The following is a 22,723-nucleotide window of genomic DNA, read 5'->3' as shown; positions in this document are numbered from 1 at the left end:
AGTATTTTTTATTTTAACAATCGGGTATCAAAAGAAAAAGGTTCTACACTTAGAAGTTTTACTTTATTGAACTTGGGATGTAAAGGATTAATCAAGAGGTTTTTTTCTTTAGGTATTATAATACTCGGTACCATAAGTCCCAAATATTTTTCTTCTATTATCCATTGCATTCCAAAATTCTGAACTTCTACCGGTACTGGTATTTTATTCCAGTTATCCGGTAATTTACTTGGGTCTATTTCGGTTATTAAGGTATCCGGAACTTCTATAGAAGCAATTGCCATATCATCTGGAAAATATGCTGCTGGTAAATGAGCTAATACTTCAAGTGCAGAAAGTGCAGCGGTAGTACTGGTATATAAAACAGCGACCCCTTTAGGGTTCCATCTGCCACCTACTGTTTTAGCTCCAATCCCGGTTAAATCTTTAATATATTTCTGCTTTGCTATTCTATATACCTGCATTATGCAAAAATTCCATGTTCTATACGAACCAATTCTTCATTTAATAATTGAAACCCAAAAGTAGTATCCAAAAGTTCTTTTGGTTTTTTCATAGCCAGTGCTACACTTGGATGCTCCATCCAGCTTTTAAAACGACTAAGATCCCCAAAAATATTCTCTCCCTTTGCATAAAGCTTAGCCAGTTGTAATACTTTGGCACTGGCTTCTGTATTTAGCTTTTTATTCAAATCATAGCGTTGTATTGTACGCTCTGACATATTTAAAACATGGGATAGTTCTTTAAGATCAAAATCAATAGTCTTTGCCAAATGTAGCAGTGCTTTTTTATCTATTCCGTTTCTTGACAACTCTATAAAATCATACATATTACGTAATGGGATATCTATATTTAAGTATCGTAACAAACCTTTATTTTCAAAACTATCAAAATCTAATGGGGATACTGCGCTCATAACTACATATTTTATGACAAAAATACAAAAAAAAACGACAAGTGTCTTATTTTATTGTTAAAATTGAGTCTAATTCTGGTTTTACCTCATGTAACCTTGCTTCTATTGATCTAACAGCTACCGTGGATAAATACCTGCCTAATGGTAGAACAGGTTTTATTAAAAGAACTTCCTTTTCTGCATTTTTCAACAATGATTTTGGAGGAGAAATTGGTATCATAGTTGGTTTTAATTTTACCTCATAGCTATTTTCTAATTTTTTGATAATTTCTTGGGTATGACCATACCTTACATTTTGTAAAGTTGTTAATGGAGCATCAAATTGTGTTTGTGTTTTTACAATATTACGTTCTTCGTTATTAGAAATAATTAAATGTTTAATTTTTATTTTATTCTGCAATAAAGGAAAAGAATCTTGCAGTATTTTTTTTAAAACCTCTTCTACCCCTTTGGATACTGTACCTCCAATGTTATCATAATATCCTGCATCTGCATATTGGTCTGAATATAATATCCCTGATTTAGATTTTTTTCGTATTTCCCCAACAGGTGTTATATAAGGAAAACTTGCATTTATACGCATAGCTGTAGCTATTGCGATAGATTTTTTGGGATAGCTTTGTTGTAAATTTTCTATAAAATCATTTAAACCTGTAAGAGGTTTTAAATGATTATAAGCAACAGGACTTATCACATTATAATTTCCGGTTTGTGTATGTGTTGTATTAATTAATAATAAAGGGGGTACTATATTGCCTGTTATCCTACCCGATTTATCTATAACATTTTTATAAAAAGACAAAAACTCTTTTTGTAAAACATTTTCATCTTTTTTTTGCAAAAAGAGTTCCCTGTATTTACTGCCCCATTGCTCTTCTAATAATTGCCCTCTATTTTTAAACTTGAACAAACCTGTACTTTCTTTAAACAGATCTCTTCCTAATAAAGAAAGTAAGGCTACAGATAAGTAATTCTCTTTATAAACAGCACTTGCTTTATATTTCAAAATCTGGTTTTCATTATCCGGGGCTATTTTAAAATTAGCTTTTTTGTGTTCTAATAGAGCTTGTTGTGCTTCTATAAAAAACATAGAGTTACCTACACTTCCTCCTGAGGCTCCTGTTAATACCAATAAATTTTCTTCAAAATATTTTCCGTTAGATTTTTCGTACAAATAACTGTGTACCAAAAAAGACCAAAGACCAGCTCTGGAACCTCCTCCTTCTGAGGAAGCAATTATTATGGGAAAACTTCCTTTTTGACCTTTTATTAAAGGAACCCTTTTCTTTATCCATTCATATACATACTCTTCCATTAGAGGTCTCTCTATATTAGCTGATTTGAGGGCAAGCTGATAATGACCTGAATGCTTTGAAAAAAATCTTGCGGAGAACAAACATAGGATAACGGTTATAGAAAACAAGGGTAATCGTATCTTTTTACCCAAAAGAATCAATACAAAACTTATCATAAACAAACTCAATAAAGATAGTATCAAAACAGATAATGGATTGATACGAACAGACCATTCTGGAATGAAATTAAGTAGTAAAAAAGAAAGTAATAAAACAAACCCTGCTATTAAAACCGATCCATAAAATATTTTTTTTGGAAATTCTTTTAAAAAAAGATAACTATTAAAGGATAACGTAAAAAAAAATATAACCAATGCACTATTAGATAAAAATAGGTTTCCCAAGTCTTTTTCTGTTTGTGTATTTAATGTTCCAAGGGATATTATAAAAATAATTAAGCCTATAGATAACAAAATTAAAAAGACATTGGTTTTAGGTGTTTTATAAAAAAAGCCTTGTATCTGTTTATACAGAAAAGGTTCTGATAACAACAATAAGAAAAAGATGCTAAAAACCAGTGTGTTTTCCGGATTTAAAAAATTAGTATATATATTATCCAATTCAAAAAGCTTCATGGCATTTAATATACTCAAGGCCGAAATAACTAATAACAATAAAGCTAATATCCTAGGCACAATCTTCCTCATGTGAATTTTAACCTGATAATGGTATCGTACAGGTGTTGCTTTTGATTGAAACTTATAATGCTGATTTGGTATAAAACCAATCAGATTAGAAAATGAAATATCCTTATAATTATAGAAATAAAAATATTTGGGAATATTCCAAATTAAAAACGCGGAGACTGTAAGAAGAAAAAAATATAAAGGCACCTCAAATATAAATGCATCTGCTTGGTTAAGGATTAGTAGTAAATCTATTGTTTGGGGAAAATGCCACAAGGCAAAATATACTGCCAGCAAAAAAAATAAACTAATAATATTATTATATAATTCTTCTAATAATATTTTAAACCAGACACTAAAATGCTGAAAAAACAACAATGGTTTTATCATTTCTACAATAATTAGGTATTTAAGAATGGTATAAATCTAAATGAATTAAACTAATACTCCTGTTTTAGAAAAGTTAATTCCTTTACCCAAAAACTAATTGAATAGATAATTATTGGTCGGAAAATAAAAAAACACATACCCTATTTATAGTGTTTACAAGGACTTATTCGGGTTTTTTATATTAAAATCACAAATCATATCAATATTATCGTGTAAAAAAACACATTTTTAATCTAAAATTTTGTATATTGTCGTTGATTTTAAGTCTTACATCGATTAAAAATCAAAAATAGTAAGCTTTTACTTACAAAAAATAAGAGTTTAACCCTAAAACCAAACTTTATGAAAACATTTTTACCCATATTAGCCTTGTTTTTAACAAGCATTACTTTTGCAAATACAAAAATTGACATTTCATATAAATTAATGTCTGTTACAGAAAATACAATTGTTGATGGTTTGGATGAAAACACAGAAGAAGGTGTTATTTTTATTACAGAAAGCTTGCACTTAGAAGCAGGAGTACGAATAAAAATCAGAAATGCTTGTTTAATAATTCTTGGTGATCTTACCGGAAGTGGTATAATAGATATAGATGAAACCGCAACAGTAACCCTAGAAGGTCAAGAACAAGGAAGAATCACTTTTATTGATAGATTTTTGGCAGATGATACCTGTCAACAAAATACGGATCAAAAAACTTTTAAACACATAAAAGATGTTCCACAAGGTCTTAATTACAGCCTTTATAACATGTCTGGAAGATTACTAGACAAAGGTAATGTAGATGACTATATTCAAAACTACATAGATCCTAAAACATATTTAATAAAAATAGAGGGATACAAACTAAAAAAGATAGTTTTTAAAGGATAAATTAATCATTAAAAGTAAGGTTTAAAATCCACGGCACTGTTTTGTCGTGGATTTTTTCAAAAAAAGGTCTTTTATGTTATTGTCTATTCGTTTAATTTATGAATAAAACAGCTATTGTATTTCAAAAAAACCTATATTTAACAAGTTATCCCTTGGTATAAACCCATACCCTCGAGTTTAGAGTACCAAATCAATGCAGAACTCCACCAAATAAATTAATTATGGTTCACATATCATGGTTCAAATCTGAAACTGCTAGATATACTTTATATGGGATCATGTTTGGTTTTGTTTTTCCAATTTTGGCCACGAGTATAGATATAGTAAATCTTGGTCTTGATTTTTCATGGAAATCTGCAATTTTTGTGCAAAAAAACTATCCAATCCATTATATCATAGATACAGCTCCCTTTTTTTTGGGATTATTTGCAATGTTTGGAGGTAGGAATTTGGACAAATTAAAACAAACAAATAAACAAATTTTAAGGGCTTCAAAATTTAAACAAGATTTTTTAGCCAATATGAGTCATGAAATAAGAACTCCCATGGTTGGCGTTATAGGAATGATCGATTTACTTTATAAAAATACTACTCTAAATGATCTTCAAAAAGAATATGTTTCTACTATTCATCAATCTTCCCTTAATTTGTTGGATATTTTAAATCAAATTCTGGATATATCAAAAATAGAATCCGGAAAATTCAGCCTATTTCCTACAAATATCAATTTCAAAAATTTGATTCGTCAAAATATTGATCTTTTTTCTGCTACCTTTGGTGTCAAAGAAATAAAATTAGTTTCTACATATTCAGATAATTTGCCAGAAAATATAATGGGGGATAGTAATCGCTTAACTCAAGTTATTTCTAACCTTATTGGTAATGCCATAAAATTTACTCAAAAAGGTGAAATACATATAAAAACTTCTATTGTTACTGAAAAAAATGATGAATTGACTATAAAAGTAGAGGTTATCGATTCTGGTATCGGTATCCATAAAAAAGATCAGGAAACTTTGTTCGCAAGATTTAGTCAATTTAACGAAGCTTCTATTATAGCTGGAGAAGGAAGTGGGCTTGGGCTTACAATATGTAAAAAATTAGTAAGCCTGATGCAAGGAGAATTAGGGGTAGAAAGCGAGTTTGGAAAAGGCAGTAACTTTTGGTTTACTTTTAAAACCAGAAGGATTGGTGTTTCTATAGCCAAAGAAGGTAAAATCATGCAAAATATTGTTCCACAACAATACAACCTTCATATATTATTAGTTGAAGATTCTGAAACAAGTATATTGGTGTCAGAACAAATTTTAAAATATTTGGGATGCACTACAGAGGTAGCAAAAAACGGCAAACAAGCATTGCAGATGTTTAAAGAAAACTGGTATGATCTTATTTTAATGGATATTAATTTACCAGAATTAGATGGTGTACAAACATGTAATCTCATTCGCGAAAGTTATAAAAATGTTCCTCCGGTAATAGCTTTAACTTCTAACGCTTTGCCAGGGGATGCAGAAAGATATATAGCCAAAGGCCTGGATGATTATATTACCAAACCTTTTACTACAGAAATTTTAAATATAAAACTCAAAAATTGGTTTGGAGATCATAGTGATTATCATTAAAAATACATAACGCAGCACCTCTTTTTGCTTAAATTATTGTTTTAACGTATTAACAACGAACTTTTGTTCAAAATTTATTATATTGTTTTAGGATAAGCTCTTAAACTAGTTTACAACCAAAAAGATTGAGCTATGGCTAAAAATACTTTATCATACAAAAAATTTAAAAACTTGCTTTTGTTTGTTTTTTTAATAATTGGATATCCCATAAACATTTATTCATTCACCTGTTTTCAGGATAGCACTGATAGTATTAATTATGACGAATACAAAGGGTATATTTTTGATTTAGAAACCAATAAACCGCTTGCTTCTGTAACCATTTCTGTAAAAGAAACTAATATTTCTACCATTACTAATGATGAAGGTGAATTTTTGTTAAAAGTTCCCAAAGACATGGCAGATTCAAAAATAATCATTTCCCATCTTGGATATCGGGACAAAACAATTGCTCTTTCAGAATTTAACGGAGGTGTATTAAAAATAAAACTGGAAGTATCTATTACAGAATTATCTGAGATAACTATAGGCTCTAAAGATCCTGAAGCCCTAATACGAGCTGTTATTAAGAAAAAAGGAAGTAATTACCTAAACGATAATGTTGTTATGACTGCGTTTTACAGAGAAACCATAAAAAAACGCAGAACTTATGTTTCACTTTCTGAAGCTGTAGTTGATATATATAAAAGCCCGTACGAATCTCCAAAAACAGATATTATCAGGCTTTTTAAGGCGCGAAAAAGTGCAGATTACAAAAAATTGGACACCTTGACATTAAAATTGCAAGGAGGTCCATCCAGTGCATTGTGGCTGGATGTAATGAAAAAACCCGAACTTCTTTTTACAGAAAATATGACCAATAATTATCAATTTAGTTTTGATAAATCCACAAAAATTAATGATCGGGATATTTATGTTTTAAATTTCAAACAACACTCACATATAAAAGAACCTTTATATTTTGGAAAATTATACATAGATTCTGAAACATTAGCAATGACCAAAGCTACTTTTAGCCTTAACATGGATAATAAAGAAGAGGTAAGTAAAATGTTTGTTAGAAAAAAGCCGAAAAACGCAAAAGTGCAGCCTACTCTTGCCAGTTATACTATTGATTATCGGCAAAATGATGGCAGATGGTATTATGGCTATGGACGAATTGATCTTGTTGTAAAAATAAACTGGAAGAAAAAATTGTTTAACACTATCTACAAATTAAACGTAGAAATGGCAGTTACCGACTGGGAAAAGAACCCAAATAATGAAACTATAAAACCTAAAGACCGGTTAAATCCCTCAGTTGTTATTAGTGATGAGGCTTCTGGGTTTTCTGACCCAAAGTTTTGGGGAGAATACAATGTTATAGAGCCCGAAAAACCAATAGAATCTGCTATTCAAAAGATTCAAAAACAATTACGTAATTTGAATTAATTTTGCTGTTACATAAGTGTGGATACCCTTTTTTTATAAAGTAAATTATCCATATACAATATACCCAACTACATTCCTTAAACCAGACATCAAAAAGATGTCCAACTTTTATCCTAATCAACAGTCCATAGCAACCTCAAAAGATGTGTTTATGAGGCTATATACTATATTTACGGGACAACGTACATAATATCAGGAATCCCCCTATAATACCATTTTAACTTTGAAATAGCACTAATAAATTATTTCTCTTTCATCTGTTCTTCGTTAAAAAACATAACCGTAACTACAGCTATGCTTGATGGCAGATCAAGTCTGGCACAAGCTTTTTGCCTTGAATACTTAAAAAATAAATTCAATTTCTATACGCACTATTTCAAAGTTAAAATGGTATAAAAGAATCAACAACCACAAAGCAAGCCCGTGAGATGTACACTTAAAATTATATTTTGTTTCCCCAAAGGGAGAATTAAAACTCTCAAAAGGGAGTTAAAATCTGCTATAACAAAAATTCACCATACAATTTTGTTACTTTTACATCGGGAAAATAAAATTTGCAACAATACATAATCAAAAAAGTTAATTAGATTATAGCTTTAAAATCATTGTAATGAGGAAAACACAATTCTTTATGCTTTTTTGCCTGCACATTTGTGTGATTTTTGCTCAAAAAAACATGGATTCTATTGGAGTAAAAGAGGATTTTAAAATTTTTGAAAGTATTCTGAAAAAAGGACACCCAAGTTTATACGAATACATCTCTGGGGATTCTCTCGAGAATATTTTTGAAACCACAAAAGAATCTTTAAAAACCGTGAGGTCGGATATAGAATTGTATAAAAAAATGATTCTTGTTACAGATAAAATTAAAGACGGACACCTTTCATTATCTTTTCCTAACACTATAAAAACAGATCAATATTATTTTCCTTTAATTCTAAAGTTAATAAACTCTGATTTTTTTACAGACACTAATGATTTTAATATTGCTGTTGGCTCAAAAATCAATCGAATTAATAAAATTGAAGTTTCTACAATTCTGGAAGCACTTAAAAAATACATCCCCTGCGACGGCTATAACCTAACCCGGAAATACAGGGAGATAGAATTGAAATTTGGTTTATATTTTGCTTATGAATATGGTATCCAAAAAGAATTTAGCATTGATTATACGGATCCTAACGGAATAAAAAAAAACTGTATCGTTGCCTCTGAATCTTTTGCGAAAGTAAGGCTTAGAAACACCAAGCGAAACTCATACTTTGCCACATTTCACCAAAAAGAAAGCAACTTTGATTATTTTGACGAGTTCATCAACAAAAAAGATCCTTTTGTATATTATAAAGATGAAATAAATACAGCAGTACTTGTAGTTAATTCATTTGGAGGAGATATTAGAATTTTTAAATCCAACCTGATAAAAATATTTAAAGAAATTAATAAGAAAAAAATACCTCACCTTGTTATAGATGTAAGACGTAATGAAGGTGGTTTTAGACCCAATGCAATCTACCTTTATTCCTTTATAACTGCTACTATATTCAGACAAAGAACCAGTGAGTTTATCGCTTCATTAACTGTTCCTGAAAAAAAATATGTAACCAGAACATATTTTAACGAAAAAGAATTTTTAAAAGATAGGTTTTACAATCATCCTGTTTATGATGGATGGAAACTTAACTTTGATGATATGGAAACTATAATGGTACCGGATAAAAATAGATTTAAAGGAAAAGTCTATGTTTTAACAAGCGGTAGTACTTTTTCTGAAGGATCTACTTTTGTTTTAAATGCAAAAAACAATCCCGATATAACGATAATAGGAGAGGAAACCGGTGGCGGGTATTATTTCCATACTGGTGAATTTCCTGTGTTTTATGAATTGCCCAATTCAAAAATTATTGTAACTATGTATATGGATAAGATAGACCATTATGTTATGGACAATACGGTCCCTAAAGGATCTGGTATCTTACCTGATAAACATATATTTCTTTCTGCAGAAGACCTAATATCTGGAAAAGACCCCGAATTAGATTATATTTTCAGGTGGATTAAAGGATAAAACCAGTGTGCTTTAAAATCTGTTTTTCGCTACCCGATATAGGTATTAACACTTGTTATTAATTTACAAGAATTATGCAACATTTGCTTAAATTTTAAGGCAAGGTGCTCATCATTAAATTTCATTGCTTCGCTAATACTGTTAGACAATACAAGCTCGCCTATAAGATACTCAACAAAATAACTCTGATCGTTTGTTAAAAGCACATATTCTGTCATAGGATATTTATTTTCCATACTTTTTATACAGGTAACGATAATAAAAGTACCTGATAGCAATAAAATTATTTATTGTAAAATTAATTGTAATATTTCTCCAAAAGGTACAAGGGCAGAATACTTTTACACAGATATATTAACAATTTTGAGGAGAAGGTGTAATTTGAAGAGAAAGTATAATTTTTGACAAAAATTGTTTTGTTTCAAAAAACATTGATTTCAAATTAGCTCCAAAAGTGTAGTAAAAATATGACGTTGTTTTTTCTTATTTAAAACGGTAAAATTATTGCTTGGCACTTGTACTAAGCTAAACTGAAGTGTGGCTACAAAAGTTTTTTACAATAAAGAATTAAGGAAGAATAAACGAACATTTTAGTGTAATTTCAGGATTTATTGGATATAAGGTTCTCTGTTTAGAATTGTGGTGTTTTTGAACAAGTACCTTAAAATAATTCTACAAAAGACATTTCTATTTTTATAAAAACAAAAAAACTCAGCTATATTTACATGAAGTAGTTTAAATTTGTTTTCTCATCAAGAAACGTTATTTCATGCCAATAGATAAATTAACACAAGCATACAACCTGATTGATCAAGCCAATGCTGAAGATCCCAATAAAGAACAAATAGGTAATGAATTTGTAGCTAAAGAATTAATCTACGGTAAACGAATGACGGACACTTTGGCAAATTTTGAGCCAAATGCATCTGAATGCCTTAAACTTGCTGCCAGGTCCCAACATATTTGCAGATGGAAAATCCCTCGTGGCAATTACCCTTTGGATCGTATTGGGTATTTAAAATGGAGAGAGGAGTTAAAAAAATTTCATGCCAAAAAAGCTTCTGAAATATTAGAAACAGCGGGTTATAGTTCTGAAATTATAGACAGGGTAGCTTTTTTAATACAAAAGAAAAAATTGAAAAAGGATGAGGATACACAAACGTTGGAAGATGTAATATGTCTCGTTTTTCTTAATTTTTATTACCCTGAATTTTTAATAAAACATACAGACGAAAAGGTTATTGATATTTTACAAAAAACATGGCACAAAATGTCTGATAAAGGACACCAAATGGCTTTACAATTATCTTATTCTGAAAAAGCGCTGGAACTTATAAAAAAAGCAATATCCTAAATATAAATATGTTACTTTAACCTGCTTATTTATACATTAGTTTTTTTTTTGATTACCTGTTTGCGATAATAATCTATAATTCCATCTATTGGTCTTCTTACAATATTACCTACTGTAAGATGATATGGCCAAACAGCTGCTCTAATAATATCTTCGCTAAAATGGGCTATAGAGCCTATAAAATGTATTGGTACATTTTGCGATTCTGGAAAACACAAAACCCTGTTTTCTATAAACTCCTGAATCCCTTCTGTAATTATTTTATAAAAGTACCCGTTGCGCTCGCTTGTAAAAATAAATTCTGCAAAAGAAGCCAGATAGGTATTAGGATTTTCTTTTTTATATAAATTTTCTTTAATAGAATCGGAAGATAGATCAAAGTTTTTTTCAAATTCTGATGCTATATCCTGGGGCATTCTTTTGTAATAATAATCCCGTATTAATCTTTTTCCGAAATAATTACCACTAGCCTCATCCATAAGTATATACCCTAAAGAATCTACTGACATGTGGATATCATCTCCGTCAAAATAACAACTATTAGATCCTGTACCCAAAATACATACAATACCTGGTTCTGTTGTCGCTGCATATACCGCTGCAACCATATCTTCTTTAACAACAACTTCTGCGTCAACAAAAAAGTCTTCGAATACTTTTTTTAACATTGCTGCTGGTTTTGCGGTACCACATCCTGCTCCATAAAAATGAACAGTGTCAATTTTATCGTGATGTAAAGAAATTTCTGCATTTTCTCTAATTCGCTGCTCTAGTAAAGATTTCTCAAATACAGCAGGATTTAACCCTTTTGTACGAGTTTTAAAAACGATTTCTCCCATATCGTCTAGAAGAATCCAATCACATTTGGTAGAACCACCATCGGCTAATAAAATCATTTTAAAATTTGTTTATGGTTAACAAAAGGGAATAATGTCATTTTTAGCATAATCGAAAAAGCATAATGTTTATAGATATTTCGATTACGCTATATATGACAAATCAATTAGTTATTAGTTTTTTTACAATTTATAAGTTACCTATATGAGTAGACAAATCTACTAATTTAGATGAGTATCCAAATTCATTATCATACCAGGCTACCAGTTTAAAGAAATTATTATTTAATGCAATTCCTGCATTAGCATCAAACACAGACGTTTGGGATTCTCCAACAAAATCTTGAGACACAACATCTTCTTCAGTATACCCCAGAATACCCTTTAATTCGTTTTCAGAAGCTTTTTTAACAACGGCTTTAAGCTCATCATAAGATACTGATTTTTTAGTTCTTACGGTAAGATCTACTACAGAAACATCTACAGTAGGTACTCTAAATGCCATACCAGTAAGTTTACCATTAAGTTCCGGGATTACCTTTCCAACTGCTTTAGCAGCTCCTGTTGAAGAGGGAATTATGTTGTTCAATGCAGATCTGCCTCCTCTAAAATCTTTTTTGGAAGGAGCATCTACAACAGCTTGCGTTGCTGTAGCAGCATGCACTGTAGTCATTAACCCTTCTTCTATACCAAAATTATCATTTATTACTTTTGCCAAAGGGGCTAAACAGTTTGTTGTACAAGAAGCATTAGATACAATAGTGTCTGATGCTTTTGCTTGTGTATGGTTTACACCCATTACAAACATTGGGGCATCTTTTGAAGGTGCAGAAATCACTACTTTTTTAGCTCCTGCTTTAAGATGTGCGTTTGCAGAATCCAAAGTTGTAAAAATACCGGTACAATCCATAACTACATCTACTCCTACGGCATCCCATTTTAAATCTTCCGGATTGCGCTCTGCTGTCACCCGAACCTCTTTTCCGTTGACTACAAGGTTACCATTTTTAACCTCTATGGTTCCATCAAACCTACCATGTACAGAATCATACTCTAATAAATATGCTAAATGTTCTACATCTAATAAATCATTAATAGCTACTATCTCTACATTATCACGTTTAGAAGCTATTCTAAATGCAATTCTTCCAATCCTACCGAAACCGTTAATCCCAATTTTTAGCCTACTCATATTTAAAAATTTAGTTGTTTTAATTATAATGTGGTTATATTTTTATCAAACTATACCGAGGTTATATCGGCTACTTTTATCAATCCGTCGTGTTTATGAGGTCTTTTTTCTAAAGCTGTTTTAAGTGGCACTATTGTAACTGTTTTATGAACAATACCTATCATTACTTCACTTTTACCCTCAAGTAAAGCCTCGACTGCCCCTACTCCTAGTTTACTTGCCAATACCCTGTCGTAACAACTGGGAGCTCCTCCTCTTTGTATATGCCCCAGTACAGAGACCCTTACTTCATACCCTTCCAGATTTTGTTCAACATACTCTCCCAACTCAAAAATATTTTTTCCGGATTTACCTCCTTCGGCAACTACAATTATACTAGAAGTTTTTCCTGTCTTTTTGCTTTTTTTAAGCGAATCCAAAAGCCTTTCTACTCCCATATCTTCTTCAGGAATTAAAATCTCTTCTGCTCCGGCTCCTATTCCTGCATTTAAAGCAATATCTCCTGCATCGCGCCCCATTACTTCTATCAAAAACAATCGGTTATGAGAACTTGCTGTATCCCTGATTTTATCTATAGCTTCTACAACAGTATTTAATGCTGTATCATACCCTATAGTATAATCTGTACCATTAATATCATTATCTATTGTACCAGGAATACCAACTACAGGAAAATTAAATTCTTCAGATAATTTTAAGGCTCCTGTAAAACTACCGTCTCCACCTATAACAACCAATGCATCTATATTATTTTTTATCAGGTTATTATATGCCTTTTGTCTTCCTTCTTCTGTTCTAAAAGCTTTTGAGCGTGCTGATTTAAGAAAAGTTCCTCCTTTATTAATGATATTGCGCACAGAACGAGCATTCAACTCTTCCATCTCATTGTTGATAAGGCCTTCATATCCTTTATATACACCAAAACAGTTTACTTTGTAATAACTACAAGCACGAACAACTGCTCTAATTGCAGCGTTCATTCCAGGGGCATCTCCTCCTGATGTCAATACTGCTATATTTTTAACTTTTTTTGCCATTGAGTCAAATCTATTGCTATTGACAATAATAACCTAATCTGCAAAAAAACTAAAACGTTTTCGGTTGATAAATTCAATGTTTTCCAACAATTGGCATAGTGTTTTAACACATTATCGGGCTTTATACTCATAAAAAAAACAATATCCTTACACATAATATCATATATAAACCTAAAAGGTCGTCTAAAAAGTAATTTTTAAACGACCTCTTTATAGGTTTTTATGTGTCAAAAAACAGGGATTAATCGTATAATTTTTATATCTCTAGGATTTAATCACTACAGAATGGTGTGTTCCATACCTGATTTCTCTTGCTTTTGCATGTATATATTGCATCCAGTCTGTTGGATTATTTGTTTTACGTTTAGGTATATAAGCGCTTTTTATAAGTAATTTATTTTCCATAAAGTATATTTTTAATGTTTTCATATACCTATAAACAATCATAGTGCCAAAAAACATTTTATCTCCTAATCAACTATTATTACCAGCGTGAAGGATAGTAGCGACATCCTTTTTGTATATCCTGCTAAGGGTGTTGAGGCAGAGGATAAACAAAAAGATACAGCGAATAGCCTGACCCATTAAGGGGCACGCCCAAAAACAAACAGCACTGCTGCTTGTAAATGTAAAGTTGCAGTACTTATAGATTTTAAACATGCTCTTAGTATTATAAAAAAGAATTACTTTACTTTGTAAATAGATATTAATTCACAAAACATCCTAATTAAAAAACTTAATGCCAAAATTTCCGTTTTATAAACAAGCAGAATCCAAAGATTGCGGGCCTACCTGTATTAAGATAATCTCAAAACATTATGGAAAAGTCCTTAATACCGAAAAACTTAGAGCATTAAGTGAAACAACACGTGAGGGAAGTTCCCTTTTGGGGCTTAGCGAAGCTGTCGAAGAAATAGGTTTTAGATCCCTGGGGGTAAAATTGTCCTTACAAAAGTTAGACGAGGTACCTCTGCCCTGTATTGTGCATTGGAACAAAATACATTATGTAGTATTATATGATGTAAAAACCAATCGCAAAGGTAAAATGACACTATACGTATCAGACCCAGCTCATGGGTTAATTACCTACACAAAAGAAGAATTTATTAAGGCATGGATTGGTAATAATGCCGATGAAACCACAGAAGAAGGAGTGGCATTATTGGTAGAACCTACTCCAAAGTTTTATAATGATAATCTAAATGAAGAGGATGAAAAATTTGGATTTAAGTTTATCTCCAAATATATATTTAAATATAAGGCCTTTCTTTTTCAACTTGCATTAGGTCTGGGTGCAGGAAGTTTGTTGCAACTTATTACACCATTTTTAACCCAAAGTATTGTAGATGTTGGTATTAAAAATCAAGATCTAAACTTTGTATACCTTGTTCTTATTGCAATGCTATCATTATTTATAGGTAGAACTTTAATCGATGTATTACGAAGTTGGATACTGCTGCATTTAAGTACCCGTATCAACATATCGCTGATATCTGATTTTTTTATAAAACTTATGAATCTGCCTATCTCCTATTTTGATGTAAAAATGACAGGGGATCTCTTACAAAGAATTAATGACCACAAACGTATCGAGCAAATATTAACCATGTCTTCGCTTAATGTGCTATTCTCGATGGTTAATCTTATAGTTTTTAGTATTGTATTAATTTACTATAGCGTTCCTATTTTTGGGATTTTTGCAATTGGCAGTACTATATATTTTGCATGGATATTGATCTTCTTTAAAAAGCGTAAAAAACTGGATTATAAGCGGTTTTCACAAATTAGTGAGGAACAGAGTAAAGTTATTGAGTTGGTAAATGGTATGCAGGAAATAAAACTGCATAATGCCGAAAAACGAAAAAGATGGAACTGGGAGTTTGTGCAAGCAAAGTTATTTAGAATCTCTATCGAAAACCTTGCCCTGGAGCAATACCAAAGTGTAGGCTCTGCTTTTATAAACGAATTAAAAAACATACTAATTACTGTTTTTTCTGCCAAACTCGTTATCGATGGGGATATTACGCTGGGTATGATGCTTGCTATAACAGCTATTGTAGGGCAACTAAATGCGCCGATTGCACAATTAATAAACTTTTTAAGAGAATTACAGGATGCTCAAATCTCTTTAGAACGTTTAGGAGAAATTCATAATAAAGAAGACGAAGAAAAAGCCGGAGATGAAAAGATAAAGGATATACCCGATACTTCTGATTTTGAAATAAAAAATCTAAGTTTTAGATATGTAGGTTCTGATAAACCTGTACTAGAAAATTTAAATCTTTCTATTCCTGCTAATAAAATAACCGCAGTAGTTGGTGTAAGTGGTAGCGGAAAAACCACTTTAATGAAACTATTACTTAAGTTTTATGAACCTAACGAAGGACAAATATTTATTGGACCTCATGATCTGCAAAATGTATCTCAAAAATCATGGCGGGATCATTTTGGAGTAGTAATGCAAGAAGGATATATTTTTAATGATACCATAGCAAATAATATTGCTGTAGGAGATGATTATGTAGATAAGAAAAAATTGGCTCATGCCGTAGATGTTGCCAATATCAAGGAATTTATAGAAACGCTTCCCCTTTCTTATAATACAAAAATCGGAATGGAAGGTGTTGGATTAAGTACTGGACAAAAACAACGGTTATTTATTGCCCGAGCAGTATACAAAGATCCTAAATACTTGTTTTTTGACGAAGCTACTTCTGCTCTGGATGCTAACAATGAAAAAGTCATCATGGAAAAACTGGATACCTTTTTTAAAGACAAAACCGTTATGGTTATTGCTCACCGATTAAGTACTGTAAAAAATGCACACCAAATTGTGGTTCTGGATAAAGGACATATTGTAGAGGTAGGAAATCATGAAGCATTGATCAAAAAGAAAGGTAACTATTACAACTTGGTCAAAAATCAATTAGAACTAGGTAAATAATACTTGAGTTAGGAATTAGATGAAACGCACAGGATAAATTCTTAGATTAGAATATCAAAACTGTATCGTACATGACAAAATTGAATGTTATAGAAATGAGTTGGTTTGTCATTTCGGCGTAGGCCGGAATCCACTTGATTTAGTACGGCACAAAAAATGGATCTCAGTCTACACTGGGATGACAAATAACTATTAAATTAAAAAAATCGCAATACATAATTAAACACTATGCCAGATCATTTAGAAGAAATACAATTACGTAGTGAAGAGGTACAAGAAATCTTAACCAGAGTCCCACATTGGATGATACGATGGGGAAATCTTTTAATGCTGGTTTTAATTCTATTATTATTATTTCTTTCGTGGCTGGTTAAGTACCCTGATGTAATCCCTGCAGAGGCCATTATAACTACCAGAATACCTCCTCAAAAAGAATATGCCAAGGTAAATGGGAAAATAGAATCTTTATTGGTAAAAGACAATCAAATAGTACCACAACATACGCCTTTGGCAATATTAGAAAGTAGCGCTAATTATAAAGATGTCTTTTTATTAAAATCGATTGTAGATACTATTAGGATTAGTAATAAATCCTTTTCTTTTCCTATGGATAAATTACCCGTATTATTTCTGGGCGATATCGAAACCAGCTTTGCTATATTCGAAAACAGCTATTCTGAATATATTTTAAATAAAGAACTACAACCCTACTCTAACGACGCTATTGCCAACCAAATATCATTATCAGAACTATACAGAAGACTAGAAAGCCTTAAAGCTCAAAAACGCTTAGGGAAAACAGAGCTGGAGTTTAAACGAAAAGAATTACAGAGACAAAAAAACTTGTTCGAAAAAGGAGTGATCTCTGCACAACAATATGAAGGTAAAGAACTAGACTACCTGCAAGCAAAACGTAATTATGAAAATAATGATTTGCAACTGTCCCAGATTAACGAAAGTATTAGTAATGCCAACAGAACATCCAAAGGCACAGAGATCAATAAAAGAAAAGAAGAAATCAATTTATTTAAAAAAGTATTACAATCTTTTGGACAATTAAAAAAGAGTATCAAAGACTGGGAGTTGCAATACGTACTTACCGCAGATATCGAAGGACGGGTTTCTTACCTTAACTTTTGGACCGAAAACCAAACCGTATCTGCCGGGGATTTGGTTTTTATCATCATCCCATCAGAAGACTCTTCGTATTTAGCAAAACTTAGAGCACCTTCTCAAAATTCTGGTAAAATAAAAGTAGGACAGACTGCAAATATTCGTCTCGAAAATTTTCCGGATAGTGAGTTTGGTACCCTTAAAGGAAAAGTAAAGTACATATCCCTTTTACCAGATAAAGAAGGCATGTATCTAATTGATGTTGCTTTACCCGATAAACTAATCACTACCTACAATAAAGAAATTCCCTTTAAACAAGAAATGAGAGGTGTCGTAGAGATTATAACCGAAGACCTGCGACTTATAGAGCGTTTTTTCTACCAGTTTAGAACAATAATGGATAAATAAAATGCACATAGCAATAGATTTGCTCCCGTATAACCTACTTTACTTTAATCCATATATCTTACTACTAATACATCTTAAAAATGAACAAAAGTAAGATTGATGAAATATTACAAGAAATTCAAAATAACTCTCTTAATTCAGGAGGATATTTCCAATCTTATATAATTGAAAAAGCAACTAAATCTGATGATTGCTTGATGGCTCTAAAAAACGAATTAAATCAAATAGAAAGGTACAACAACCCATCCTCTGATGGTCAATATTTTGAATCCCGAGACCTAAATCTCATAAGTTTAGAAAAAATAGCTAATTGGGAACAAGAATTAAAAAAGGAAATTAAATACTGGACAAATTTTGAATTGATTGATAAAACAACTGTTAAACAGTACAATCAACAAAAAATTGATTTAGCAGAAAGTAAACTAATTGATATCCTTAAATCGTCTGTTGAGAAATTTGATCTATTTATTAATCTCGGAAAATTTGATACTGATTTTGCCTTATGGGGAGACCATATAACAAAAGACTTATATTTTGAATTTGAAAATCATATTTTTATAATTCATTTTGGATGGAGTTCTTAGACAAACACTTATAAAAAAACGAGTTACGGATTAATAAATCCTATCACGCACTCATAGTCCCGCTAACCTTGTACTTTAGCTTTGTATTCAGAGAAAATATAAAGATAAGCTTAGAGAACCTCAACTCCCTACTATGCCGAACCCTAAGGCTACTCGAAAGGTGAGATACCAGAATTGGACTTCGAGAACCTCAGTCCACACAAATTCTGATATTCCCAAAGGGTAAATCTGTCGAAAGCATCAGCTATCAAGGAAAACATTAGCTATGTTATCGAACCCTGAGGATCCCGAAGGGGAGCTTCGAGAACCTCAGCTCCCTTGTATCGCGAACCCTGAGGTACTTAACGGGTGAGAAACACGATTGCAGGCATGTATTTGCACTTTGCAGTAGGGAGATGTATATTGCAGTAGTGTAGATGCGTCTTGCAGTAATGCAAATGCATATTGTAGTAGTGTAGACGGGGCTTCGAACACCTAAGCCCGCATGGAGAAGGTAGTGTTCAATAAACTGTGCCACTTTTTACAATCAAATAAATTTTATAACCAAGAAAAAATGAAAATGAAAAAATTACTACAATTCAGCATTATAATTGCAGGAATAATATCCATAAATTCTTGCGCAAAAAAAGAAGATTCCATCAAAAATTTACCAAATGAGCCGACATCAATAATAGGTACTTGGAAACTGATATCAGGAACCACCATAAAAGGTAGTGATACTACAGTAACAGACTACACGCAACAACAAGAAATGATAAAAATTATCAACAAAACACATTTTGCCTTTTTAAGACATGACTTAAACAACGGCAAAGACAGTACCGCAATATTTGTAGCAGGTGGAGGCAAATATACTTTGAAAGGAAATAAATACACCGAACATCTTGAATATTTTAATATAAGAGAATGGGAAGGAAATAGTTTTGAACTAGAATATAAAATCCTTGGAGATACTTTAATAACCAAAGGAATAGAAAAAATTGAAAAATTAAATGTAAATTATTTAAACATAGAAAAATATCTTAGAATTACAGATGTTAAAAATTAAACAACCCTATCTTAAAGGAAAGTCCGTTTTTATAGTATCCCTAATTGTAATTCTGGTTACCATTCTAACAGTATACCTTACTGGTATTAATCATAACAGAAGTGTAACCTCTAACTTCTATATTTCTTTATCCATTATAGCCTCTTCCCTATTTTTGTTTATGACTTATGGGCTTTATAGAGGCATCGGACTCCAAGACAATTTTCCTGCGTTTAAAAGTTTTAAAACCGGAGATTTAATTTCTACACCAGAAATTATGCCCAATCTGCCAGATATGGATATTGGAGATGAAATAGGAGGAGCAATACTGTCCGGGATTCTTTGGATTTGTATGGCTATCCTTTTTACTTTTCTTTTAATTCTGTTAGAAGCTGTTTTTTGGGTTTCTGTTTTTATAATATTAGCAATGATGTATTGGATTTTCTTCAGGGCATTAAAACTTGTATTTAGTAAATCTTCTACAACAAAAGGCAGCATCATAATTTCTGTTGGTTATGCCCTAACCTATACTGTTCTGTATATCGGATGGATATTTGTAATTGTATATCTCACTCAAATATTTAACCCAGATTATCAATGTCGTTAAGTTAAGGAATTGAACTATTGATTTAAAATTTGTTAATGTTGGGTCCCGGCGTAGGTTGGAATCCATGATGGAAGTAAAGAGGTATTTTGCTTTTACAGATATTTAATCCTCAAAAAGATACGGCTTAACTTAATGACATTACCCAGATTATGCAATAGAACTTCGTTATAAAGCTTTGAGATACAATGAATACTGTTGTTTTCTTGCTTTTAGCATAGCATCGCTATGGTTAAAGTGAAAAACAAAGCAAGGCGACAGTGTTTGCAGTAGATCACAGATGAAATAGATTTTCTATTGCATAATCTGGGTTTAAGTAAATCTCATATAGCAAAGCTATTTGTAGCATCCTTATAAGTTAATAACCAATCATAGGATTCTTTTTATATTTACTATAACATAAAATCTTTTATATTAGTTTAACCTGGGTTTTCAGGGTAAAAAAATCCATGTCAGTCAGATTTTTATGACATAACCAAAGGGTTTTGATAAAAATATTGAAAATTATCTAAAATTGTATGCAGTATAGTAACATTTTGCTTAGCTATAACATACACTAATACTACTATTAACGATTACAATAAAATATGGGAATACTAAATAAACTATTTGGCAAAAAAAAAGAGGTAAGAAAACGGGAAGGAAATCCCGATGTTTATAATATACCTAATGAAAATGAAAGAATGAATTGGGCAATGGAAAAAGCAAGATTAACATTTCATTATTTTAAAGAATGTGTAGAAAACCCTAAATATGGGCAACAATATTTTTCGGTTAAAGCCAGAATAGAAGATAATGACAAAATAGAACATATATGGCTCATGGAGCCAAGTTTTGACAATGAAGGTAATATATACGGTGTGGTAGGAAATGAACCTATCGATGTTAAAAATGTAACCATTAATGAAAAAATCGGAATAGCTTTTAATCATGTTTCGGATTGGATGATTATTGAACGTGGAAGGCTCATTGGCGGCTATACCATAAGAGCTATCAGAGATGGATTAACTGGCACCGAATTACAAAATTTCGACAAAAGTATTGGTGGAATGCTAATTGATGATGGTGAAGATTACTTTATTCCAAATCTCGATACTCCGGAAGGTGCAATATTGTCTTTGGAACAAGCGTATGATAATGACGATTTAGAAAAATCCATAAGCTGCAAAGACTTCCGTAAAGAAGCAGAATTTATACTGGCTAAAACCCTTCAAACCGAAATAGACACTGAAATCATTGATAAAACTGCCGAAATACTTAAGCTCTCATTTATAAAAGACATACAAGAAAACGGAATGCCCAAGTTTAAAGATATCAAAAGAGCTTTTAAAAGGCAAAACATATCCCATGAACATTGTATAGTTACCGAAATATGTTACCACCCTGATGGCGGAAAATCAATGCAAAAACTTAATACATTCAAAATAGATAACCAATGGAAAGTCTTAGGGCTAGAAGAATAAAAGATAAATAGTTAACCAAAATTCTGATTTAAACAGATAATATAGTCTCTTTTTACAGGCTATATCTTAAATACAAGAACAGTACAGCTCATCTTGAAAATAAACATAGAACACATAAAAAAGCATTATTTATTTTTAGTAAATCAATAACCTCGGAGCAAGCTCACGAGGTATGCTTCCTGAAATATATTTTGTTTTCGACGCAAGCCTCCTTTAGATTTGTATTATAAATATTATCTATGATTATGATGTTGAAAAGAGGGGGTCTGGGGGGAGACTCATAACTAATAAAAATGTTCATAACTTTAAGGTTAAACAAAAAGAACGGGGTGAACTTGGCAAGCCTCTAGAACTTCAGTTCTATTCTCCGTATCAGTCCCTGTTCTTTTATAACCCGGTTACAAGGACCAAATAGAATTTCAGAACGTACCTAGTAAAGGTGTTAGTCAAATCATCAGAAACAAAATACTGTCTAGGATTTTTGCCGTTGCTCAAAGAGAAAATCCCTACGTGGATTTTATGAAATACGCAGCAGCATGATAAATAAACAAAATACCCGTATAAAAGTTTGTTTTAATCATAGAATACGGAGAATTAAACTCCACAATGTGGATTAAACTAATAATAATTGGGTTATTTATTACGATAGTAGTTCGATGTTATAATAAAGCATACCTCTATTCAATTGTTAATTTAGAAACAACTAGTGATTTTTTAGATTATCTAAAAATCATAACAGAAACATCTTATTTTAGACCAGTTCTAATATTTTCTATTCCATTTATAAGTATTTTTCTCAATAAAAAAATTGGATGGGTATTAATGAGGCTACTGAAAAAGTAAGTCTCTTTTCAAAAAGAGAGGTTCATATAAGAGA

19 protein-coding genes are annotated in these 22,723 nt (G+C 31.5%); 11 read left to right on the top strand and 8 right to left on the bottom strand.

The annotated features are described in order from the left end of the window. Positions 1 to 8: 8 nt before the first annotated feature. Genes ACZIYX_RS19515 through ACZIYX_RS19505 form a run of 3 tightly spaced genes read right to left on the bottom strand, consistent with a single transcriptional unit; the run spans position 9 to position 3,287 of the window. Positions 9 to 464 carry an RES family NAD+ phosphorylase gene (locus ACZIYX_RS19515; RefSeq protein WP_462683942.1) on the bottom strand — a complete coding sequence of 152 codons (456 nt, stop codon included), beginning with the start codon at positions 462 to 464 and terminating at the stop codon, positions 9 to 11. Continuing rightward, positions 464 to 916 carry a type II RES/Xre toxin-antitoxin system antitoxin gene (parS, locus tag ACZIYX_RS19510; protein ID WP_462683941.1) on the bottom strand — a complete coding sequence of 151 codons (453 nt, stop codon included), beginning with the start codon at positions 914 to 916 and terminating at the stop codon, positions 464 to 466. The genes ACZIYX_RS19515 and parS overlap by 1 nt, the downstream gene beginning before the upstream one ends. Before the next feature lie 46 nt (positions 917 to 962). Next, positions 963 to 3,287 carry a hypothetical protein gene (locus ACZIYX_RS19505; RefSeq protein ID WP_462683940.1) on the bottom strand — a complete coding sequence of 775 codons (2,325 nt, stop codon included), beginning with the start codon at positions 3,285 to 3,287 and terminating at the stop codon, positions 963 to 965. A gap of 342 nt (positions 3,288 to 3,629) precedes the next feature. Here ACZIYX_RS19505 and ACZIYX_RS19500 point away from each other — a divergent pair, with 342 nt between their 5' ends. From ACZIYX_RS19500 to ACZIYX_RS19485, 4 genes are all read left to right on the top strand, one after another. Then, entirely contained in the window at positions 3,630 to 4,163 is a 534-nt protein-coding gene (locus ACZIYX_RS19500; protein ID WP_462683939.1) for a hypothetical protein, read from the top strand. Positions 4,164 to 4,384: 221 nt separating this feature from the next. Further along, entirely contained in the window at positions 4,385 to 5,788 is a 1,404-nt protein-coding gene (locus tag ACZIYX_RS19495) for an ATP-binding protein (protein ID WP_462683938.1), read from the top strand. Positions 5,789 to 5,920: 132 nt separating this feature from the next. Further along, the gene (locus tag ACZIYX_RS19490; RefSeq protein WP_462683937.1) at positions 5,921 to 7,219 is read left to right on the top strand and encodes a carboxypeptidase-like regulatory domain-containing protein; all 1,299 of its coding nucleotides are present in this window, start codon (positions 5,921 to 5,923) and stop codon (positions 7,217 to 7,219) included. A gap of 676 nt (positions 7,220 to 7,895) precedes the next feature. Further along, entirely contained in the window at positions 7,896 to 9,284 is a 1,389-nt protein-coding gene (locus ACZIYX_RS19485; protein ID WP_462683936.1) for a S41 family peptidase, read from the top strand. Positions 9,285 to 9,313: 29 nt separating this feature from the next. On the opposite strand, the gene ACZIYX_RS19480 is transcribed toward ACZIYX_RS19485, so the two are convergent. Beyond that, the gene (locus tag ACZIYX_RS19480) at positions 9,314 to 9,520 is read right to left on the bottom strand and encodes a hypothetical protein (protein ID WP_462683935.1); all 207 of its coding nucleotides are present in this window, start codon (positions 9,518 to 9,520) and stop codon (positions 9,314 to 9,316) included. A gap of 533 nt (positions 9,521 to 10,053) precedes the next feature. On the opposite strand from ACZIYX_RS19480, the gene ACZIYX_RS19475 reads away from it, so the two are divergent. Then, positions 10,054 to 10,638 carry a DUF4202 domain-containing protein gene (locus ACZIYX_RS19475; RefSeq protein WP_462683934.1) on the top strand — a complete coding sequence of 195 codons (585 nt, stop codon included), beginning with the start codon at positions 10,054 to 10,056 and terminating at the stop codon, positions 10,636 to 10,638. 29 nt (positions 10,639 to 10,667) lie between these two features. Here ACZIYX_RS19475 and ACZIYX_RS19470 read toward each other — a convergent pair whose 3' ends face one another. The 4 genes from ACZIYX_RS19470 to ACZIYX_RS19455 form a co-directional block, all read right to left on the bottom strand. Beyond that, positions 10,668 to 11,534, bottom strand: a complete 867-nt coding sequence (locus tag ACZIYX_RS19470; RefSeq protein ID WP_462683933.1) for a BadF/BadG/BcrA/BcrD ATPase family protein — start codon at positions 11,532 to 11,534, stop codon at positions 10,668 to 10,670. 130 nt (positions 11,535 to 11,664) lie between these two features. After that, positions 11,665 to 12,666 carry a type I glyceraldehyde-3-phosphate dehydrogenase gene (gap, locus tag ACZIYX_RS19465; protein ID WP_462683932.1) on the bottom strand — a complete coding sequence of 334 codons (1,002 nt, stop codon included), beginning with the start codon at positions 12,664 to 12,666 and terminating at the stop codon, positions 11,665 to 11,667. Between the two features lie 50 nt (positions 12,667 to 12,716). Then, on the bottom strand, positions 12,717 to 13,703 hold the full coding sequence (pfkA, locus tag ACZIYX_RS19460) for a 6-phosphofructokinase (protein WP_462683931.1): 987 nt from the start codon (positions 13,701 to 13,703) through the stop codon (positions 12,717 to 12,719). 264 nt (positions 13,704 to 13,967) lie between these two features. After that, positions 13,968 to 14,108 (bottom strand): hypothetical protein, encoded by a 141-nt coding sequence (locus ACZIYX_RS19455; protein ID WP_462683930.1) that lies wholly within the window; start codon positions 14,106 to 14,108, stop codon positions 13,968 to 13,970. Positions 14,109 to 14,442: 334 nt separating this feature from the next. On the opposite strand from ACZIYX_RS19455, the gene ACZIYX_RS19450 reads away from it, so the two are divergent. The 6 genes from ACZIYX_RS19450 (at position 14,443) to ACZIYX_RS19425 (ending at position 21,846) form a co-directional block, all read left to right on the top strand. After that, a complete protein-coding gene (locus tag ACZIYX_RS19450; protein WP_462683929.1) occupies positions 14,443 to 16,647 on the top strand; it encodes a peptidase domain-containing ABC transporter in 2,205 nt (734 codons plus the stop codon). Positions 16,648 to 16,875: 228 nt separating this feature from the next. After that, positions 16,876 to 18,168 carry an HlyD family secretion protein gene (locus ACZIYX_RS19445; protein ID WP_462683928.1) on the top strand — a complete coding sequence of 431 codons (1,293 nt, stop codon included), beginning with the start codon at positions 16,876 to 16,878 and terminating at the stop codon, positions 18,166 to 18,168. A gap of 80 nt (positions 18,169 to 18,248) precedes the next feature. Further along, complete coding sequence (locus ACZIYX_RS19440) at positions 18,249 to 18,752, top strand: hypothetical protein (protein WP_462683927.1); 504 nt, start codon at positions 18,249 to 18,251, stop codon at positions 18,750 to 18,752. A 559-nt stretch (positions 18,753 to 19,311) separates the two neighbouring features. Then, positions 19,312 to 19,800 carry a hypothetical protein gene (locus tag ACZIYX_RS19435; RefSeq protein ID WP_462683926.1) on the top strand — a complete coding sequence of 163 codons (489 nt, stop codon included), beginning with the start codon at positions 19,312 to 19,314 and terminating at the stop codon, positions 19,798 to 19,800. Continuing rightward, positions 19,787 to 20,386, top strand: a complete 600-nt coding sequence (locus ACZIYX_RS19430; RefSeq protein WP_462683925.1) for a hypothetical protein — start codon at positions 19,787 to 19,789, stop codon at positions 20,384 to 20,386. The genes ACZIYX_RS19435 and ACZIYX_RS19430 overlap by 14 nt, the downstream gene beginning before the upstream one ends. Before the next feature lie 584 nt (positions 20,387 to 20,970). After that, positions 20,971 to 21,846, top strand: coding sequence for a YegJ family protein (locus ACZIYX_RS19425; RefSeq protein WP_462683924.1), 876 nt, complete (start codon positions 20,971 to 20,973; stop codon positions 21,844 to 21,846). The last annotated feature ends 877 nt before the right edge of the window (positions 21,847 to 22,723 follow it).

The organism is Aquimarina sp., from assembly GCF_977115655.1.
The sequence above is the reverse complement of the archived record's forward strand: the minus strand, read 5'-3'. Positions and strand labels throughout refer to the sequence as shown.

Excerpts from the sequence above, each read along its gene's own strand:
- ACZIYX_RS19455 (WP_462683930.1), bottom strand. The coding sequence starts at position 14,108 with ATGGAAAATAAATTACTTATAAAAAGCGCTTATATACCTAAACGTAAA.
- ACZIYX_RS19490 (WP_462683937.1), top strand. The coding sequence starts at position 5,921 with ATGGCTAAAAATACTTTATCATACAAAAAATTTAAAAACTTGCTTTTG.
- ACZIYX_RS19445 (WP_462683928.1), top strand. The coding sequence starts at position 16,876 with ATGCCAGATCATTTAGAAGAAATACAATTACGTAGTGAAGAGGTACAA.
- ACZIYX_RS19450 (WP_462683929.1), top strand. The coding sequence starts at position 14,443 with ATGCCAAAATTTCCGTTTTATAAACAAGCAGAATCCAAAGATTGCGGG.
- ACZIYX_RS19440 (WP_462683927.1), top strand. The coding sequence starts at position 18,249 with ATGAACAAAAGTAAGATTGATGAAATATTACAAGAAATTCAAAATAAC.
- ACZIYX_RS19480 (WP_462683935.1), bottom strand. The coding sequence starts at position 9,520 with ATGGAAAATAAATATCCTATGACAGAATATGTGCTTTTAACAAACGAT.
- ACZIYX_RS19435 (WP_462683926.1), top strand. The coding sequence starts at position 19,312 with ATGAAAAAATTACTACAATTCAGCATTATAATTGCAGGAATAATATCC.
- ACZIYX_RS19515 (WP_462683942.1), bottom strand. The coding sequence starts at position 464 with ATGCAGGTATATAGAATAGCAAAGCAGAAATATATTAAAGATTTAACC.
- ACZIYX_RS19425 (WP_462683924.1), top strand. The coding sequence starts at position 20,971 with ATGGGAATACTAAATAAACTATTTGGCAAAAAAAAAGAGGTAAGAAAA.
- gap (WP_462683932.1), bottom strand. The coding sequence starts at position 12,666 with ATGAGTAGGCTAAAAATTGGGATTAACGGTTTCGGTAGGATTGGAAGA.
- ACZIYX_RS19495 (WP_462683938.1), top strand. The coding sequence starts at position 4,385 with ATGGTTCACATATCATGGTTCAAATCTGAAACTGCTAGATATACTTTA.
- parS (WP_462683941.1), bottom strand. The coding sequence starts at position 916 with ATGAGCGCAGTATCCCCATTAGATTTTGATAGTTTTGAAAATAAAGGT.
- ACZIYX_RS19485 (WP_462683936.1), top strand. The coding sequence starts at position 7,896 with ATGGATTCTATTGGAGTAAAAGAGGATTTTAAAATTTTTGAAAGTATT.
- ACZIYX_RS19500 (WP_462683939.1), top strand. The coding sequence starts at position 3,630 with ATGAAAACATTTTTACCCATATTAGCCTTGTTTTTAACAAGCATTACT.
- pfkA (WP_462683931.1), bottom strand. The coding sequence starts at position 13,703 with ATGGCAAAAAAAGTTAAAAATATAGCAGTATTGACATCAGGAGGAGAT.
- ACZIYX_RS19505 (WP_462683940.1), bottom strand. The coding sequence starts at position 3,287 with ATGATAAAACCATTGTTGTTTTTTCAGCATTTTAGTGTCTGGTTTAAA.
- ACZIYX_RS19475 (WP_462683934.1), top strand. The coding sequence starts at position 10,054 with ATGCCAATAGATAAATTAACACAAGCATACAACCTGATTGATCAAGCC.
- ACZIYX_RS19470 (WP_462683933.1), bottom strand. The coding sequence starts at position 11,534 with ATGATTTTATTAGCCGATGGTGGTTCTACCAAATGTGATTGGATTCTT.
- ACZIYX_RS19430 (WP_462683925.1), top strand. The coding sequence starts at position 19,787 with ATGTTAAAAATTAAACAACCCTATCTTAAAGGAAAGTCCGTTTTTATA.